Origin of the sequence: Puniceibacterium antarcticum (assembly GCF_002760615.1) — a bacterium.
GTDB lineage: Bacteria > Pseudomonadota > Alphaproteobacteria > Rhodobacterales > Rhodobacteraceae > Puniceibacterium > Puniceibacterium antarcticum.
The window spans coordinates 34,224-52,027 of sequence record NZ_AWWI01000141.1 but is presented as its reverse complement, the minus strand read 5'-3'; the positions used below and the strand labels follow the sequence as shown (position 1 = coordinate 52,027).

The window sequence follows — 17,804 nt, the reverse complement described above, 5'->3', positions numbered from 1 at the left end:
GCTTTAAGCCGCCCCAAAGCCTGCTAGGTAGTAAGGCGCAACCGGCGAAAGGACCCAAGGTGCTCTCAGCGCGCGACCTGACCAAGAGCTTTTCCACCTCCGAAGGGCCGCTTCAGGTGCTGCGCGGCATCTCGGTCGATGTGACGAGCGGCGAAAGCGTCGCCCTGACCGGCGAAAGTGGTTCGGGCAAAAGCACACTGCTCCATCTGCTCGGCTGCCTTGATGCCCCCGACAGCGGCACAATCACCCTCAAAGGCACGGCCCTGCAGGATCTGGATGAGGCGGGGCGTGCCATGGTGCGCCGCTCGCGCGTCAGCGTGATCTTTCAGCAGCTCAACCTGATCCCCTCGCTGACCGTGGCGCAGAACCTCGACTTTCAGGCACGGCTCGCCGGGGTGCTGGACCGCGACTGGCAGCACGAACTGGCCGACCGTCTGGGTCTCACCCCACTGCTCGCGCGCTACCCCGAACAGCTCTCGGGCGGGCAGCAGCAGCGCGTCGCCATTGGCCGCTCGCTCGCCATCCGCCCCGAACTTGTCCTCGCTGACGAACCCACCGGAAATCTGGATGAGGCCACCGCCGACACCGTGCTCGACCTGCTGATTGAAGGCACGGCCCGCAGCGGATCGGCCCTGCTCATGGTCACCCACTCCCCCCGCCTCGCCGCGCGGCTCGACCGCACCCTGCACCTCCAAGACGGTCTTGTGCAGTGAACGCCGTGGCGTTTCAGGCACTCTGGTCGCACTGGCGCCGCCACAAGGTGCAGCTTGCCACACTGGTTCTCGGCCTCGCGCTGGCCACGGCCCTGTGGTCGGGCGTTCAGGCGATCAACGCCGAGGCGCGCAAGAGCTATGATCGCGCAGCCGGTGTCCTCGGGCAGGATCAGCTGGACCGGCTGGAGGCACCGGGCGGTGTGACCCTCTCGCAATATATCGCCCTGCGCCGCGCCGGATGGGACATCAGCCCGGTGGTCGAGGGACGCCTCTCCGGTGACGACCTGCGCCTCCTCGGGGTCGATCCGCTCAGCGCGCCGCCCCAACCGGCGCTGACCGCTCTGGCCGGGGATAGCGCGGCGCTTGCGACCTTTCTGGGTGACGGCTTTCTGCTGGTCGCACCCGAAACCGCCGCGCGCCTGCAAGGATCAGATCTGCCCCCCAGACGCATCGCGGCAGATGTCCCGCCCGGCACTGCAATAACGGATATAGGCACCGCCCTGCGCCTGCTGCGCACCGACCGGCTCAGCCATCTGCTGATCCGGCGTCAGCAAGCGATGGGCCTGACGCCGCTCGACCAGATCACCGACCTGAAACGCGTCACCCCCACGGACCAATCCTCGCTGGCGCAGCTCACGGACAGCTTTCACCTCAACCTCACCGCCTTTGGCCTCCTGTCCTTTGCCGTCGGACTGTTCATCGTGCAATCCGCCATCGGCCTTGCCTTTGAACAACGCCGCGCCGCCTTTCGCACCCTGCGCGCCCTCGGGATCAGCCTGCGCCGCCTCATGGCCCTGCTCGCCGTCGAACTTGGCGTGATCGCGCTGGTCTCCGGCGCGGCCGGGATCCTTCTGGGCTACATCATTGCGGCCGCCCTCCTGCCCGGCGTCGCAGGCACCCTACGCGGGCTCTATGGCGCAGAGGTCACTGGCACGCTCAGCTTTGATCCGCTCTGGGCGCTCTCGGCCCTTGGCATTGCCCTGCTCGGCGCGGCAGCCGCAGGCGCACAGGCCCTGTGGCGCGTGGCGCGCATGCCGCTTCTGGCTCCCGCACAACCGCGCGCCTGGGCCATGGCCTCGGGCCGGATGATCCGGATGCAGACCGGCGCCGCCATCGCGCTCCTGCTCCTCTCGGGCCTGCTGGCGCTCTGGGGCGATTCGCTCATGGCCGGGTTTGCCTGCCTCGCGGCGCTGCTGATCGGCGCCGCCCTGGCCCTGCCTGTGCTGCTGCTGGTGCTGCTGCGGCTGGCGGGGCGGTTCACGCGCGGCCCGCTCAGCGAATGGCTGGTCGCTGATGCCCGCCAGCAGGTGCCGGCCCTGTCGCTCGCCCTCATGGCGCTGCTTCTGGCCCTTGCGGCAAATGTCGGCGTCGGCACGATGGTCGGATCCTTCCGCGCAACCTTTGTCGGCTGGCTCGATCAGCGGCTGGCGTCCGAGCTTTACATCACCACCCGCACCCCGGCCGAAGCCGAGGCAATCCGCACCTACCTGACACCACGGACCGATGCCGTTCTGCCGATCTGGTCCGTTGCCATCACCCTGCGCGGTGCTCCGGCGCAGGTCTATGGCGTGGCAGATGACCCCACCTATCGGGACCACTGGCCGCTCTTGCAGGCGCAACCCGATGCCTGGGACCGGCTGGCACAGGGCGACGGCGTGCTGATCAACGAACAGATGGCCCGGCGCGATGAGCTGTCTCTGGGGGATCCGCTCACCCTGTCCGAGGGCTGGCAGTTGCCCGTGGTCGGCGTCTATTCCGACTATGGCAACCCGCAAGCCCAGCTGATCGCCGGAACCGACGCGCTGGCCACGCACTATCCTGACCAGCTCGTGCTGCGCTTTGCCGTGCGGGCCGATGCGGCACAGGTGCCTGCCCTCATCACCGATCTGACCGCGTGCTTCGACCTGCCCGACGATGCCCTGCGCAATCAGGCTGAGATCAAGGCGCTGTCGCTTGATATCTTTGATCAGACTTTTCTCGTCTCGGGTGCGCTGAACGTGCTGACGCTGGGCGTGGCTGGATTCGCCATGCTTACCAGCCTGCTCACCCTGTCCTCACTGCGCCTGCCGCAGGTCGCGCCGGTCTGGGCACTGGGGGTCGCACCGCGCCAGATCGCATTGGCCGAACTGGCCCGCACCGCGCTGCTCGCCACGCTCACCTGGGCCCTGGCCGTGCCGGTGGGCCTCGCCCTCGCCTGGGTGCTGCTGGCAGTGGTCAATGTGCAGGCCTTTGGCTGGCGCCTGCCAATGCAGCTTTTCCCCGGCGGCTGGCTCTGGCTTGGCCTCTGGGCGCTGGTGGCGGCCCTGCTGGCCAGCGCATGGCCGGTCTGGCGGCTGGTGACGCTGCCGGGCGGCCAACTGCTGCGCGTGTTTGCCAATGATCGCTAGAGCCTTCGCCCTTCTCTGGATCTGCCTTGCCACAGCCGCAGGCGCGCAGGGTTTTGCCGGGCTTGGCACCGATGCCGACGGCTTTGCCCTGCCCTCTGCCGACAGCGCACTGACCTTTCCCGCTGACCACGGCGCACATCCGGATTTCCGCATCGAATGGTGGTATCTGACCGCCAATCTGCGCGGCGACGATGGGCAGGACTACGGCGTGCAATGGACGCTGTTCCGCTCGGCCCTCTCGCCCGAGGCAGGCAGCGGCTGGCAGACGCCACAGATCTGGATGGGCCATGCGGCAGTGACCTCGGCCAGCACCCACCGCTTTGCGCAAAAGCTCGCACGCGGTGGCATCGGACAGGCAGGCGTTACAACCGCCCCGTTCGACGCTTTCATCGACGACTGGCAGATGCGCAGCACAGCCGCCGAAGGCGACCCGCTCGATGCGCTGACCCTCAGCGCGCGGGGCGTGGATTTCGCCTATGCCCTGTCGCTGCAGGCCCAGGGCCCGCTCGTCCTGCAGGGCGATCAGGGGTATTCGGTGAAATCCCCCACGGGTGAGGCGAGTTATTACTATTCCCAGCCCTTCTACGATGTCACCGGAACGCTGACTCTGCCTGAGGGTGATGTCACGGTGACCGGACAGGCCTGGCTCGATCGGGAATGGTCATCGCAGCCACTGGCCAATGATCAGCAGGGCTGGGACTGGCTGTCGCTGCATTTCGACGACGGCTCCAAACTGATGGGCTTTGGCCTGCGCAGCAGCACAGGCGCACATTTCACCTCGGCCACATGGATCACCCCAACGGGCCAGACCACCGCCTATGGCGACGGCGCCCTGACGCTGGACCCTTTGGAAACGGTCGAGGTCGAGGGGCGCAAGGTGCCTGTCCGCTGGCGCGTCACCCTGCCCGAACGGGACCTGAAGATCGACACAGAACCGCTCAACCCGCAAAGCTGGATGGGCACGATGTTCCCCTATTGGGAGGGACCGATCCGCTTCAGCGGCACCCACAGCGGCAAGGGATATCTTGAGATGACAGGCTATGAGTGAGCCGGTCCTCTCGCGCGGCTCCTCGATGAGACGCGGAACGATTTAACCCGCTCGCCGATTGCACCTGCGCCCGTGACGGCTAGAGTACCGCGCGAAACGGGGAGGAGACAGGCATGTTCATGGGGATCGACATCGGCACTTCGGGGGTGAAGGTCAGCCTGACCGGCTCGGACCTTTTGCCGCTGACCTCGGCCACCATACCCTTGGCCATATCGCATCCCCAGAGCGGCTACAGTGAACAAAACCCGGCGGATTGGTGGCTGGCTGTGCAATGTGCCATTGCAGACGTGATGGCCACACTCCCAAAGGCGCGCACAGATCTGCGCGGAATCGGGCTGTCGGGACAGATGCACGGTGCGGTTCTTCTGGACAAACATATGCAGGTGATCCGTCCTGCGATCCTTTGGAACGATGGGCGCAGCGATACGCAATGTGCAGCCTTGATGCGGGACGCACCCGACCTCGCGGCGCTGGCGGGCGTAAATCCAATGGCGGGCTTCACGGCCCCCAAGATCCTTTGGCTCAAGGAGCAGGAGCCGGAAAGCTATGCGCGCATCCGGCATGTCCTGCTTCCCAAGGATTACATCGGCCTGCAACTGCATGGCAACCTCGTGACAGACCCTTGCGATGCGGCGGGCACTTGGTGGTTTGCGGAGGCCACGCGCTGCTGGTCACCCGCACTATGCGCCGCCACGGCAACCAATCCAGACTGGTTACCGCAGGTCCGCGAGGGCACTGAAATCGCGGGGCACCTCGACGCTGCAACTGCCGCTCTGCTGTGTCTGCCCGCTGGGATTCCCATCGCGGCAGGCGGCGGTGATGCGGCAGCTGGGGCCATCGCCGTGGGCGCCGTCACGGATGGGACCGGATTCATCTCGCTCGGTACTTCGGGGCAATTGTTCGTCGCCACAGACACTTTCCGCGCAGCACCCGACAAGGGTATCCATTCCTATGCCCATTGCGTGCCGGAGCTGTGGTTTCAGATGGCCGCAATGCTGAACGGCGCGCGCCCGATGAGCTGGTTTTCTGAGATGACAAGTGTGCCCGTGGGGGAGCTGTTGAGAGAGGCCCAAGACGCGCGTCTGGACCGGGTGCCGCTGTTCCTGCCCTACCTAACCGGAGAACGCACGCCCCATGGTGACGCCCGCATTCGCGGTGCGTTCTACGGACTGGACAACGACACCGGACGCGGAGAAATGATGCGCGCCATCGTCGACGCCATCGCCTATAGCTTTGCTGATGCGCGTGACGCGATCCAGTCTGTGACACCGGTGCCGACACCGCTGCTCGCCATCGGGGGGGGCAGCAAGAGCGATCTGCTTTTGCAGACCATCGCGGATGTGATGGACGTGGCGCTGCATCGGGGCGAGGATTCCGCCGTCGGCCCGGCGCTAGGGGCGGCCCGACTGGGGGCTGTGGCAGCAGGGGCAGCAACCGTCAGCGATATCTTCCAGCCGCCACAGATCACGGCCGTTTTCGACCCCCGGGATGCGGGCAGACATACCGGGCGGCTGTCGACCTACCGCGCGCTTTATGGTGCATTGGAGTCAGTCAAGAATATGCCCCGGTAGATACCCCCGGCAGACCTGTTGACGGGGGTATTGCCAATCTCTGTTCAGCCAGACTGAGCCACATAGACCTTCAGCGTCGCCTCAACTCCGTCCGACCAAAGGTGATCCAGCCAAGCAGCAAAGGCAGATTGAAAGGCGTCCGACTCTGAAAGGGCACCAAACACCGCCTCATTGGTGAGAAAGGCCGATGGTGTCTCTTTGGATGCCAGCGCCAAACGTGTCAGCATTTCCGCATTGTCGTCATTGACCAGCATCGGCTGGCCAGAGTCATCTGTGCCTGCGCAGTAGCGACACCAGAGCGCCACTTCGAGGGCGAGACCCTGAAAGGCGGTATCCTCGGCCAAAGCTTCAGACAGCATCGGCAGCACGAATTTTGGCTGACGGTTCGACCCGTCCAGGCAAAGCCGCTGCACAGTATCGCCGACCTCGGGGTTTGAGAACCGCTCAAGAATCTTGTCGAAATACGCCGCGTAGCTGACCCCCGGGATCGGCTTCAGCGACGGCATGAATTCCCGCGTTTCGATAGCAATCAGCCAGGCGCGGATGCGCGGATCGGCCATGCCGTCGTGCACAAAGTGATGCCCCAGCAGCGCCGAAGGATAGGCGATTGCAGCGTGACCGCCGTTGAGGATTCGCAGCTTCATCAGCTCGTATGGCGCGACATTCTCGACGAACTCTGCTCCAACGGTTTCCAGCGCTGGACGGCCTTGCGGAAAGGTATCCTCAAGCACCCACTGGCGGAAGGGCTCGCATACCACCGGGGCGGCGTCGACGATGCCGAATTTATCCGAAACCATGGCACGTTCGCGGTCAGACGTGGCGGGGGTGATGCAGTCGACCATTGAGTTCGGGAAGGTGATGCTGGCATCGATCCAATCGGCAAACTCAGGGTCGTACAACCGCGCAAGGCCTGTCACCGTTTGCTTGGCAACATGCCCGTTTTCCGGAAGGTTGTCGCAGGACAGTACGGTGAACGGATCCAGACCCACATAACGCCGCAGGCGCAGTGCCTTGATGATCATACCAAAGACGCTTTTGGGTGCATCGGGAGTCGCTGCATCGGCCACCATATCCGGGTGCGCCGCGTCAAAACCGCCGGTGCGGGAATTCACGTAATAGCCACCCTCGGTGATCGTCAGCGATACGATGCGAATGTCAGTTTCCGCCATACGCGCGATGGTCTTGGCAGCGTCCACCTCAACAAAGTCGATCATCGCGCCGGTCACGCGGGCGGACAGTCCCTCAGGGTCGAGCTCGACCACTGTGGTCAGCCAGTCCTGCTCGGCCAGACGGTCACGCATGGCGGCGTCACCGGGGCGCACACCGGCGCCGACAAGCGCCCAGTCGTGGCTCGCGCCCGTGGCAAACAGCCGGTCGAGATAGACCGCCATATGCGCGCGGTGAAAATTGCCCACACCCACATGCAGGATGCCGGGGGTCAGCGCGCTGCGGTCATAGGCCGGGGCCGAAACACCCTTTGGCAGATGTCCAAGCGCGGAAGTATCAAGGTGCAGTGCCATCAGCTCATCCAGTTTCCGCCATCGACGTTAAAGCATTGGGCGACGATGTAGTCGGCCTCGGGCGTAGCGAGAAAGATCGCCATGCCGGTGAGGTCCTCTGCCGTGCCCATGCGGCCAAACGGCACTGCCGCTCCGACCTGCTGCTTTTTCTCGCCGGGTTTCAGGTTTTCATATTTCGCAAAAAAGGCATCAACGCCGTCCCAGTGTTCGCCATCCACCACGCCGGGCGCGATGGCGTTGACGTTGATGCCATGTTCAATCAGGTTCAGCCCCGCAGACTGGGTCAGGCTGATCACCGCCGCCTTGGAGGCACAGTAGACCCCGACCAAAGCTTCGCCGCGCCGTCCAGCCTGAGAGGCCATGTTGATGATCTTGCCCCCCTGTCCGCGCTTGATCATCGACTTGGCCACCGCCTGCATCATGAACAAGGTGCCTGCCACGTTGATGGCAAAGACACGATTATAATCGGCGCGCTCGATTTCGGCCAAAGGGGCTGCGCTGAAGATCGCAGCGTTGTTGATCAGGATGTCGATCTGGCCAAGCTTTGACTCGGCTTCGGCGACACAGGCCTCGATGCTGGTTTGATCCGAGACATCCACATGAAATGCATCCGCGCCAATCGCGGCGGCGGTGTTCTGGGCGGCCTCAAGGTTGATATCGGCAATGGCAACGCGTGCGCCTTCGGCGATATAGGCCTCGGCATAGGCGCGCCCGATGCCCCGGGCGGCGCCGGTGATCAGGGCGGTTTTCCCGTCAAGACGCTTCATGACAGGCGCAACCCCGCATCGTCAAAGCGGTGAAGCTTGTCCATATCGGGCGTCAAATAGACGGTATCGCCGGACTTCATCTCGACCTCACCGCTTACACGAACGGTCATATCCTCACGCAAGCCTGTCTCGTGCACGTAAAAGAACGTGTCCGACCCAAGGTGTTCCGACACCCCGACACGGCCCTTCCACATGCCCTCTGTGGGTGAGACAGAAATATGTTCTGGGCGGATGCCGATGGTCTTGCAGCCATGTTTGCCCGCTTCACCACCTTCGATCAAGTTCATCTTGGGGGAACCGATGAAGCCGGCAACAAAGACGTTGCGGGGGGTGCGGTAAAGCTCAAGAGGTGAGCCGACCTGTTCGATATGGCCCGCGCGCAGCACGACGATCTTGTCGGCCATGGTCATGGCTTCCACCTGATCATGCGTCACGTAGATCATCGTCGTCTTGAGCCGCGAATGCAGTTCAGTGATCTCAAGCCGCATGCCGACGCGCAGGGCGGCATCGAGGTTTGACAGCGGTTCATCAAAGAGGAAGGCCGCCGGTTCGCGCACAATGGCGCGCCCAATGGCGACACGCTGACGCTGACCGCCCGACAGCTGCCCCGGACGACGGTCGATGTAATCGGTAAGGTTGAGGATCTTGGCCGCATTGTCGATGCGCCGCTTCTGCTCTTCCTCCGGCATGCCTGCCATCTTGAGCGGGAAGGCGATGTTCTTGCGCACCGTCATATGCGGATAGAGCGCGTAAGATTGAAACACCATGGCAAGGCCGCGCTTGGCGGGCGGCATTTCGGTGGCATTCTGGCCGTCAATACGGATTTCCCCACCCGATACGTCCTCAAGCCCCGCAATCAGGCGCAGAAGGGTGGATTTGCCACAGCCCGAAGGGCCGACGAAGACCACAAATTCGCCGTCCTCGATGGTCAGATCCAGCGGTGGAATGACCTCAACTTCGCCGAAGCGCTTGGCCACCTTGTCAAGAGTGATACGTCCCATAATCTTGGTTCCTTATTTCACGGCGCCGAAGGTGAGGCCACGGACGAGCTGTTTCTGACTGAACCAGCCCATGATGAGGATCGGCGCGATGGCCATGGTGCTGGCGGCGCTGAGTTTGGCGTAAAACAGACCTTCGGGAGAAGAATAGCTGGCGATGAAGGCGGTCAGCGGAGCGGCATTGGCTGCGGTCAGATTGAGCGTCCAGAAAGCCTCGTTCCAGGCGAGAATGATATTAAGCAACATGGTCGAAGCGATGCCCGGAACGGCCATTGGGGTGAGGATATAGATGATCTCATTGCGCAGATTTGCGCCGTCCATCCGCGCTGCTTCGAGGATATCAACCGGAATTTCCTTGAAATAGGTGTAAAGCATCCAGATGATAATCGGCAGATTGATCAGGGTGAGAACGATGACCAGACCAGTGCGGGTGTCGAGCAGTCCGACATTCTTGAAGATCAGATAGATCGGGATCAACACGCCGACCGGCGGCAGCATCTTGGTCGACAGCATCCACATCAGAACGTTCTTTGTGTTCTTGCCGGGGACAAATGCCATGGACCAAGCGGCGGGCACGGCGATCAGGAGGCCGATCAAGGTTGATCCGACCGAAATCACCACAGAGTTCATGAAGTGCAGAAAGTAATTCGACCGCTCCATGACGATGCCGTAATTCTCGGTCGTCCATTCGAAGAACAGGAAAGACGGTGGCGAGGCGATCGCCTCTGCCTCGGTTTTGAAACTCGTGAGGATGGTCCAGAGGATCGGGAAGAAGATTAGGAATCCAATACTCCAGGCGATCACGGTCACGGTGATCTTGCGGTTGGTTGATACGGCGCGGGCCATCAGAAGGTCTCCTTCTTGGCGTAGGCGATGTGTGTCTGGCTCATGATCATGCGTCCAGATTCTTGCCGATCATCCGCATCAGGAAGATTGCGACGATGTTGGCAAGGATGATGGCGACGACACCGCCTGCGGATCCACCACCTACGTCGAACTGAAGCAGTGACTGCGCATAGACGAGATAAGTGAGGTTGGTCGAGGCATTGCCCGGACCGCCGTTGGTCGTCACAAGGATTTCGGCAAAGATCGACAAAAGAAAGATTGTCTGGATCAGGATCACAACGGTGATGGCCCGGCTGAGGTGCGGCACAACCATATAGAAGAACCGCGCGAATGGTCCGGCGCCGTCCATCTCTGCAGCTTCAAGGCGCTCGGAGTCCAGCGACTGCATCGCGGTCAGCAAAATCAGTGTGGCAAAAGGAAGCCATTGCCAGCTTACAATCACGATGATCGATGCAAGCGGCGCCACGGCGAGAAAATCAAAGGGCTGCAGGCCGACGGCCTTTGCCATGTAAGCGAACAGCCCGTTGACCGGGTTCATGAACATGTTCTTCCAGACCAGCGCGGAGACCGTTGGCATGACAAAGAAAGGGGCGATCACCAGTATCCGCACGATCCCCTGCCCCCACATCGGCTGATCCAGCAGCAAGGCCAGCAGAACGCCGCCGATGATGGTGATGACAAGCACGCCTCCGACCAGCAACAGCGTGTTGGTCAGCGCGGTGAAAAACGCCGGATCCGTAAGAAAATAGGTATAGTTTTCAAACCCGACAAAGGGGTTTGCCCCGGGCATCAGCAGATTGTAACGCAGGAATGAAAAGTACAGCGTCAGTGACAGCGGGATGATCATCCACGCCAGTAGCAGAATGACTGACGGTGAGATCATCAGCCGGGCGGCAGATCGGGAATGCTGGGTGGACATCGGGGCTCTCCTGAAGGCGAACATGTATGCGGCTGAAATCGGACACGCCGCTTAAGGGTGTCCGGCGCAGGAAAAGGGAACCGCAAAACAGACGGACGGGGTCGAAAGGAGCCGACCCCGTCCAGGCAGGTTACTTGATGTAACCCGCGCGAGTCATTTCACGCTTGGTCAGCGTCTGGGCCGCGGCAAGCGCGTCCTCTGCTGACATCTGCCCCGCAAGCGCAGCCGAAAACTGCTGCCCCACGGCTGTACCGATGCCTTGAAACTCCGGGATCGCCACGAACTGAACGCCGGTATAGGGCACAGGATCCACGGTCGGGTTGGTCGGATCGGCTGCGTTGATCGACTGGAGCGTCATCGCTGCAAACGGTACCTTCTGATACTCTGGGTTATCATAAAGCGACTGTCGAGTGCCCGGGGGAACATTCGGCCAACCTTCCTTTTCGGCAACCAGAGCGAGGTATTCTTTGGACGTTGCCCATTCGATGAACTTCTTCGCAGCCTCCTCTTTCTGGGTGCCGGCAGGAATGCCGAGCGACCATGCCCAGAGCCAGTTGCCGCGCTTGCCCAGACCCTTGTCCGGAGCCAACGCAAATCCGACTTTGTCAGCCACGGTCGAATCCGTCGGATTTGTCACAAAGGATGCCGCGACGGTGGCGTCGATCCACATACCGCATTTGCCAGTCTGGAAAAGTGACAAATTCTCGTTGAAGCCGTTGGAAGACGAACCCGGAGGGCCGTAATTGTTCATCAGCTCGAGATAGTCGGTCAGTGTCGCTTTCCAGGCATCGCTGTCGAACTGCGGCTGCCAGTTCTCGTCAAACCAGCGTGCACCGTAAGAGTTCGACATGGCCGTGAGAAACGCCATGTTCTCGCCCCAGCCGGCCTTGCCACGCAGGCATATGCCGTAGATCTCATTGTCTTTGTCGGTCATCGCCGCCGCAGCTTCCTTGATGAAATCCCAGGTCGGTGCCTCGGGCATTTCAAGACCGGCCTTTTCCATCAGATCGGTGCGATACATCACCATCGAGGATTCGCCATAGAACGGTGCGGCATACATTTCGCCATCGACAGTCAGACCACCGCGAATGGCGGGCAGAATGTCGTCGGCATCATAGCTTTCTGGAAGATCATTGAGCGACACCAGCCAGCCCTGTTTGCCCCAGATAGGAACTTCGTAGGTGCCGATTGTCATCACATCATACTGACCGCCCTTGGTGGCAACGTCAGTTGTCACACGCTGGCGCAGGACGTTCTCTTCGAGTGTCACCCACTCAACAGCAATGTCGGGGTTCTTGGCGGTAAAATCATCAGTCAGGCCCTGCATCCGGATCATGTCGCCATTATTCACGGTTGCAATTGTGATCGTGGTGTCCTGCGCGCTCGCGTAGCCAGCGACGGCGCACAAGGCTGTTGCCCCCAAAAGGGTGCTCAATCGAATTGTCATATTTCCTCCCTATCGCCCCTTTTGGGCAAATGCTTAACGCATGGGCAAATGTTCGCTCAGCAAAGCGAGTCTGTCAAGAGTTGCATACGCACAGCGCAATAATTTCGGGCAAACCCGAATCTACACTGAATCTAGTGTATTTTTAACCGAGGAGCAGGATCGCTGTCGTTTCGTTGGTGACAAGACCGTTGATCAGATTGCCGGCAAGGGCTGCACGGATCGCTGGCACCTTCACCTGTCCGACCGCGACAGCGATCACGTCACGCTCGCTCGCCTCAGGCAGCGGCGCGCTGGCAACACGGCTGTTGAAATCCGTGTCGATCTTGAGCCCCTGCGCATCATAGATCCAGCTGGTGATCTCGCCTGTGGCTCCGGCCGCCTCAAGTATATCCATCTCGGCATCAGAGATGAAGCCGTCGACATAAAGGGGCGCAGACCGGCCCATCTGGCCGATTCCCACAAGAGTCAGATCGGCACGACCACACAGCTCCAGCGTATGACGCACGGCCTCTTGACCTTGCAAAAGACGCAATTCCTCGCAGTCTCGGGCTAGCACGGGCAAAGGGTAGGGATAGTGCTGGGCGCCCACCCGATCCGCCATACGGATTGTCGCATTGTAGGGCGTGGCAGAACCATCTGCCATCATGTTGCCCAAAAGCGACACGATGCGATGCTGCGGGCAGGACATGCGCGGCAGTTGCTCGACACAGGCCTTAAGCGCGCGACCTGTGCCCAGCGCGATGATCTGCGGCTCCGGCAGCTTCAAGCGGTGCTCAAGCTCGGTGGCGGCGGCAATGGCGACGCCGGTCAATAGGTCCGGCGCATCCGGGTCCGACGGAACCACCTCGCAGAACCGCAAGCCGAACCTTTCAATCAGTCCGCTCGACAGATCCATGCAGGCGGCGATCGGATGGTCGATGCGAACCTTGACCAGCTTTTCCGACATGGCAAGAGACACCAGACGCTGCGCCGACTGGCGCGACACACCTAGCTTGCGCGCAATCTCGTCTTGCGTGTTGCCGGCGACGTAGTACAGCCACCCTGCCCGCGCCGCATCGTCCAGACGGGTGGTTTCCGGCGTGAAGCGTCCCAGGGTCAAGGTGACCTCTCCTTCTCAATCAGGTGAGAGCAGCTTTTGCGGGAAATCTGTCCAGCTGTCAAAACATGTGACGGGATCGCCGTACTCCGGCACATGCCCGACCAGATGCCCGCCGCCCGTGTAGCGCAGGACATGCATGCCCGCTGCAAGACCTGCCGTCATGCCCGGGCGGCTGTCCTCAACCACCAGAACGCGGTCCGGGGGTACCTGCATCTGATCGGCAGCAAAAAGGAACAGATCCGGCGCGGGCTTTCCATTGGCGACTTGCGAGGCGGTGAACACATGCGGGCCAAAAAACGATGCAAGTCCCGTCACCTGTAGGGAGTTGCGCGCGCGTGGTGGGCTTGAACTTGTCGCGACGCAGGCCGGGCAAATCAGGCGCGACAGCACGGATTCCACACCATTGGTCGGGCGAAGCTCTGTTTCGAACCGCTTGAGAAGGGAGGCGCGATAACGCTCCTCGAACCCACCGGGCAGATCCGTCTTGAACGTATCGCTGATGCTGCGGGCAACGGTGGGAAAGCTGCGGCCCAGAAAATGCTTGCGAATATAGGGTTGATCCATACGGATACCGATTTCTGCCAGTTCCGCTATAAGCACCTCAGCACTGAGCATTTCGCTGTCGACCAGCACCCCATCACAGTCAAAGATCACAAGGTCAATATCGTCAAAAGACAAAGGCATAGATCACCACCCAAATCGACAGAACAACGGCGCAGATCAACGCATAGGCGCCGTTCCAGACCAGACCGACCCGCTGCGCGCTGATGCCAGCAAAGGATCCGATCAGCAGCGTCGTCGCCGTGAACGGCGATGTGACACCGCTCAGCACCCATCCTGAGGTCAACGCAACCACCAGCGCAACAGGGGTTATTCCCAAGGTCGCGGCATCTGGGATCAGCGGCGCAAGAAGTGTGACCGCCAGGATCGGGTTCATACCCGCCTGCCCCGCCAAAGGGATGATCCACACAAAGCCGACCAAGATAAGCCAGGTCGGCAGTGCTGCCACATCCAACCCGGCCCGCGCAATCAGAGGCACCAGCAAGGCCGATCCGACCGTGCCGATATAACCTGCCATCATCAGCAGCGTCAGCTCCGATCGGTAGCCCGGCAGCTCGGAACAGACGTAGTTGCGCAGCCGACCAGAGACACGTCCAAATCCACCCTGCCCTATATTCTGAATGAAAAGCCAGGCGATGGCGATGACCGGCACAATCACCGCGACCAGCCCTATGACGCGGACATCGGTCAGCACATGCAGCGTAGCCACACTGCTCACCAAGAGACCAAGCAGAATGAGCAGAGGCCTCATCGTGGCCCAGCCTCCCTCCGGCTCAACCCGCACAGGGGGCGGCACGGAAAGTTTTGGCTTGAACAGAGTATCGAGCCCCCAACCGATGCCCGCCATCAGCACCGAGGTCACCAGCCCCGGGATAACCGCTTGCGCCCAGGATGTGTCCGGCACCACGGTGGTCGAAATGGCCACGGCAAAAGATAGCGGAGACCACGGCAAGGTAGAGATGAAACCCCGCTGGATCGCCAGCAGCATGCGGCGGATGCGATGACCACGGATTTCGGAATTGGGTTCGGCGCTGGCATTGGCCATGGCAAGCGCGCCCAGTAGCTGAATCGCGCCATAGTTCAGCAACAGTGCAAAACCCTGTCCGCCCACTGTCAACGCAGCGTAACGGCGTCCCGGAGGCTGGGCAGAAAGGAAACGACCGGCCTTCTGAATGCCGGGAGAAGTCTGCGCCACATTTCGCAATGTGGATAGGGCTGAAAAGAATGCGGCGATAAATCCTGCTGATTCCAGCGCCTTGAGGGTTGTCGTCTGCCAGCCCCCTTGGGTTAAAGCCAGCGCGAGCGTCAGCGCCGCGGCGACCGCGATAAAGGCCTGACGCGAGAGGCGTACCTGTGCCGCGAAACACATCACGACACCCACGACAAGGTAGGGTGTCAGAATGCCGGACCAGCTGGCAAGTCCCCATTCGCGGCAAATGACCAGAATTGTGATCGCCGTCAGCAAGCTGCCGACGACGCAATCAGCCAAGCGCCCTTTGAACATGAGGAGTATTCCCGATAACCTGTCCCACCTCTGCAGGGAAGGCTAGATACTTGCAAGGGTCCAAAGCCCCTTCAACGAAAGATGCGCGCGACCCGCCACCCGAACTGCGCCGAAACTCCGGCAGCTGCCGTCTTCTCTAAAGCAAACTGGCGGCGAAGCCACTTTACGGAGATGAAAGCATCGAGCGGGACACAACTTTGGCCGCCGACTGCTTGTATTTACACCACTGCCCGTTGCAGCAGGCCCTCTGAAACATTTCTAGTGAAACCATAATCAGATCTTCGCTGCGTCTAACTTTGGTCTAACCCAAGTATCTATGCTGTTTGGCTAAGGTTCAAACAGAAATGCTTTCTTCTGACTGTACCGCCAAAACCGGTAAGGTCAGCGTGAATGTCGTCCCCTGCCCCGATTCCGCAGTATCAACAATCACCCCGCCACCGTAAGTCCGCAGGATTTTCTTGAGGATTGCCAGCCCCATTCCAGCCCCTTCTTCCTTGTCGCGCGACACCACTTTCGACATAGGCATGAAGATCAAGTGACGCATCTCCTTGGGAATACCGTCTCCATCATCCGTGACCTCCAACTGCCAGGTCGCCGCATCCAGGGCTTGCGCCTTCGCGATGATATGCGGTGTGCGCTTGGGATGAAACTTTATCGCATTGCTTACCAGAATCGCGAAGAGACGCTTTAGATCCGTCTCGCCCATGCGCAGGCGATGATCCGAAAAAAGATCCTGCACCACGACTCGTGAACTGATCGAAAGATCGTCCAGAACCTCCTGGAATACCTCCGCAGGGTTCAGGAGTTCAATCGACTGCATTCGCCCAACTCGGGAATACTCCAGCAGTCCACTTAGCATCGAATCAAGACGAGTGGCGTGTGAATTCAACAGTTGCAGGTGTCGGGAACTCTGAACTGGCAGCCGGATAGCCGCCTCCTCCAGATCCTCGGCTATCCAACAGGGCAGTTCCTGCAAGGCGCGGACCGATGCCCGCAGATCATGCGAGATTCTGTACATGATTTCGTCGAGTTCTGTTTCAACATTCTCAAGGGCATGTTGGGGACCTTTCGGATGAAGATCCTGAGTGTGCATATCCATTGTGAACTCCTGGCTGGATTCAGCTTCGGGCGAACAAGGGGCCACGGTTACAGGCCCTATCGATCACGTTTGAAGATAGGCGAAGGAGCCCTCAAACAGGGGCAGACACTCTCGCGCTTAAAGAGGTCTGACGCGTCAAATAGCGCCACCAAAACGTATTTCCCCCTCAAAGGCTTTCTCCTCCACTTATGAACCGGCGGCGTTTTCACTTCATAATCCCGCACCTGTTAATTGCCAGTAAATGTGACCCAATTATCACCCTTACAGCGGTATACCCGGGCGGCTGTCCCAAAATCAGCATGCATCACAACGCAAATCCGTCATGAATCAAGGGTTCAGAGAAAGGGGCTAAAGATATGCCGAACGAAACAGAAGTCACTTTTTTGGTTGTGGACGATGACGAGGTTTCAATCATGGCGATCGAACGCGCGTTTCAAAAGTTGCGCCTCACCAATCCGGTGCGAATCGCGCGGGACGGTCTTGAGGCATTGGAGCTGCTTACCTGTAAAGAACACGACCCGATCCGTCGCCCCTTTATCATCCTTTTGGATGTTAACATGCCGCGCATGGACGGCCATGAATTTCTTGCTGCGCTGCGTGGAAATTCGGCCCTGAAAGGATCGGTTGTCTTCATGCTCACAACCTCAGATGCCCCAAAGGACCTGGCAGCCGCCTACCAGCAGTTGGTGGCCGGCTATATCGTGAAAGAGGATGCCTATAGTTCCATCCGGGCGGCGATCGAACTGCTGGACGCCTATATCAAGATTGTCAGCCTGCCAGAAGAGAACACGATTTTCAGCTGAGGTTTTAACGATTTTGAAGCCTGTAGAGTTGCAAGCTCTCTATGTCGCGAAGCAAACCCCAAGGAGCCGAAACTCATGCTGGCCGCGAAAGGACCGCTGGAAACTGCGAATGGCATTCTGGCCGCGCCCGTATGTGGTCGTACCGTACCCATCGGGGACAATGCATTGGACTGGCTGCTGAAAGCATCCGATCAGATTCGGCTATCCTTGGAAATAGACCGCGCGGTTTTTGATGCCAGTGCAGACTATCCGCACAAGAAAAAATCGAAATACGACCCGCTGCTGCATTCACTTGAAAGAGATTTAACACGGCACGGCGTCGACGTGGCAGATCGAAAACCGAGACATCCTGAAAGGCAACTGCTTTTAACCCGGGATGGCTATGAAACGGTACCGCACGGACGGCTGACCAGTGCCCACTCTAAGGCAGGAAAATTTCATTTTCTCTCAGGCATCAAGCTATGAGGCGCCAAATAACCGATACTCTCTTGCCACCCACCCTGCGTGGCAGAATCTTGTTAA

The 17,804-nt window shown here is 60.4% G+C and carries 16 protein-coding genes; 6 read left to right on the top strand and 10 right to left on the bottom strand.

What is annotated here, in order from left to right:
• Positions 1-59 precede the first annotated feature (59 nt).
• The 4 genes from P775_RS20835 (at position 60) to xylB (ending at position 5,719) form a co-directional block, all read left to right on the top strand.
• A complete protein-coding gene (locus P775_RS20835) occupies positions 60-713 on the top strand; it encodes an ABC transporter ATP-binding protein (RefSeq protein WP_099912797.1) in 654 nt (217 codons plus the stop codon).
• Complete coding sequence (locus P775_RS20830; protein ID WP_099912796.1) at positions 710-3,100, top strand: FtsX-like permease family protein; 2,391 nt, start codon at positions 710-712, stop codon at positions 3,098-3,100. The genes P775_RS20835 and P775_RS20830 overlap by 4 nt, the downstream gene beginning before the upstream one ends.
• Positions 3,090-4,148 (top strand): lipocalin-like domain-containing protein, encoded by a 1,059-nt coding sequence (locus P775_RS20825; protein WP_099912795.1) that lies wholly within the window; start codon positions 3,090-3,092, stop codon positions 4,146-4,148. Before P775_RS20830 ends, P775_RS20825 begins: the two co-directional genes overlap by 11 nt.
• 113 nt (positions 4,149-4,261) lie before the next feature.
• Positions 4,262-5,719, top strand: a complete 1,458-nt coding sequence (gene xylB / locus P775_RS20820; RefSeq protein ID WP_099912794.1) for a xylulokinase — start codon at positions 4,262-4,264, stop codon at positions 5,717-5,719.
• A gap of 44 nt (positions 5,720-5,763) precedes the next feature.
• Here xylB and P775_RS20815 read toward each other — a convergent pair whose 3' ends face one another.
• From P775_RS20815 to P775_RS20770, 10 genes are all read right to left on the bottom strand, one after another.
• A complete protein-coding gene (locus P775_RS20815) occupies positions 5,764-7,239 on the bottom strand; it encodes a mannitol dehydrogenase family protein (protein WP_099912793.1) in 1,476 nt (491 codons plus the stop codon).
• Entirely contained in the window at positions 7,239-8,006 is a 768-nt protein-coding gene (locus P775_RS20810) for an L-iditol 2-dehydrogenase (protein ID WP_099912792.1), read from the bottom strand. Before P775_RS20810 ends, P775_RS20815 begins: the two co-directional genes overlap by 1 nt.
• Complete coding sequence (locus P775_RS20805) at positions 8,003-9,007, bottom strand: ABC transporter ATP-binding protein (RefSeq protein ID WP_099912791.1); 1,005 nt, start codon at positions 9,005-9,007, stop codon at positions 8,003-8,005. The genes P775_RS20810 and P775_RS20805 overlap by 4 nt, the downstream gene beginning before the upstream one ends.
• A 12-nt stretch (positions 9,008-9,019) precedes the next feature.
• Positions 9,020-9,850, bottom strand: coding sequence for a carbohydrate ABC transporter permease (locus tag P775_RS20800; RefSeq protein ID WP_099912790.1), 831 nt, complete (start codon positions 9,848-9,850; stop codon positions 9,020-9,022).
• A gap of 46 nt (positions 9,851-9,896) precedes the next feature.
• Complete coding sequence (locus tag P775_RS20795) at positions 9,897-10,769, bottom strand: carbohydrate ABC transporter permease (protein WP_099912789.1); 873 nt, start codon at positions 10,767-10,769, stop codon at positions 9,897-9,899.
• Between the two features lie 130 nt (positions 10,770-10,899).
• Positions 10,900-12,216 (bottom strand): ABC transporter substrate-binding protein, encoded by a 1,317-nt coding sequence (locus tag P775_RS20790; RefSeq protein ID WP_099912788.1) that lies wholly within the window; start codon positions 12,214-12,216, stop codon positions 10,900-10,902.
• Positions 12,217-12,358: 142 nt separating this feature from the next.
• Positions 12,359-13,315 (bottom strand): sugar-binding transcriptional regulator, encoded by a 957-nt coding sequence (locus P775_RS20785; protein WP_099912787.1) that lies wholly within the window; start codon positions 13,313-13,315, stop codon positions 12,359-12,361.
• A gap of 15 nt (positions 13,316-13,330) precedes the next feature.
• On the bottom strand, positions 13,331-13,999 hold the full coding sequence (locus tag P775_RS20780) for an HAD family hydrolase (protein WP_099912786.1): 669 nt from the start codon (positions 13,997-13,999) through the stop codon (positions 13,331-13,333).
• A complete protein-coding gene (locus tag P775_RS20775) occupies positions 13,983-15,380 on the bottom strand; it encodes a hypothetical protein (protein ID WP_099912785.1) in 1,398 nt (465 codons plus the stop codon). The genes P775_RS20780 and P775_RS20775 overlap by 17 nt, the downstream gene beginning before the upstream one ends.
• 334 nt (positions 15,381-15,714) lie before the next feature.
• Positions 15,715-16,479, bottom strand: coding sequence for a sensor histidine kinase (locus P775_RS20770; protein ID WP_099912784.1), 765 nt, complete (start codon positions 16,477-16,479; stop codon positions 15,715-15,717).
• 356 nt (positions 16,480-16,835) lie between these two features.
• On the opposite strand from P775_RS20770, the gene P775_RS20765 reads away from it, so the two are divergent.
• A complete protein-coding gene (locus tag P775_RS20765; RefSeq protein ID WP_099912783.1) occupies positions 16,836-17,282 on the top strand; it encodes a response regulator in 447 nt (148 codons plus the stop codon).
• 75 nt (positions 17,283-17,357) lie between these two features.
• Positions 17,358-17,747: a hypothetical protein gene (locus tag P775_RS20760; RefSeq protein WP_099912782.1), complete on the top strand. Its 390-nt coding sequence runs from the start codon at positions 17,358-17,360 to the stop codon at positions 17,745-17,747.
• Positions 17,748-17,804 lie beyond the last annotated feature (57 nt).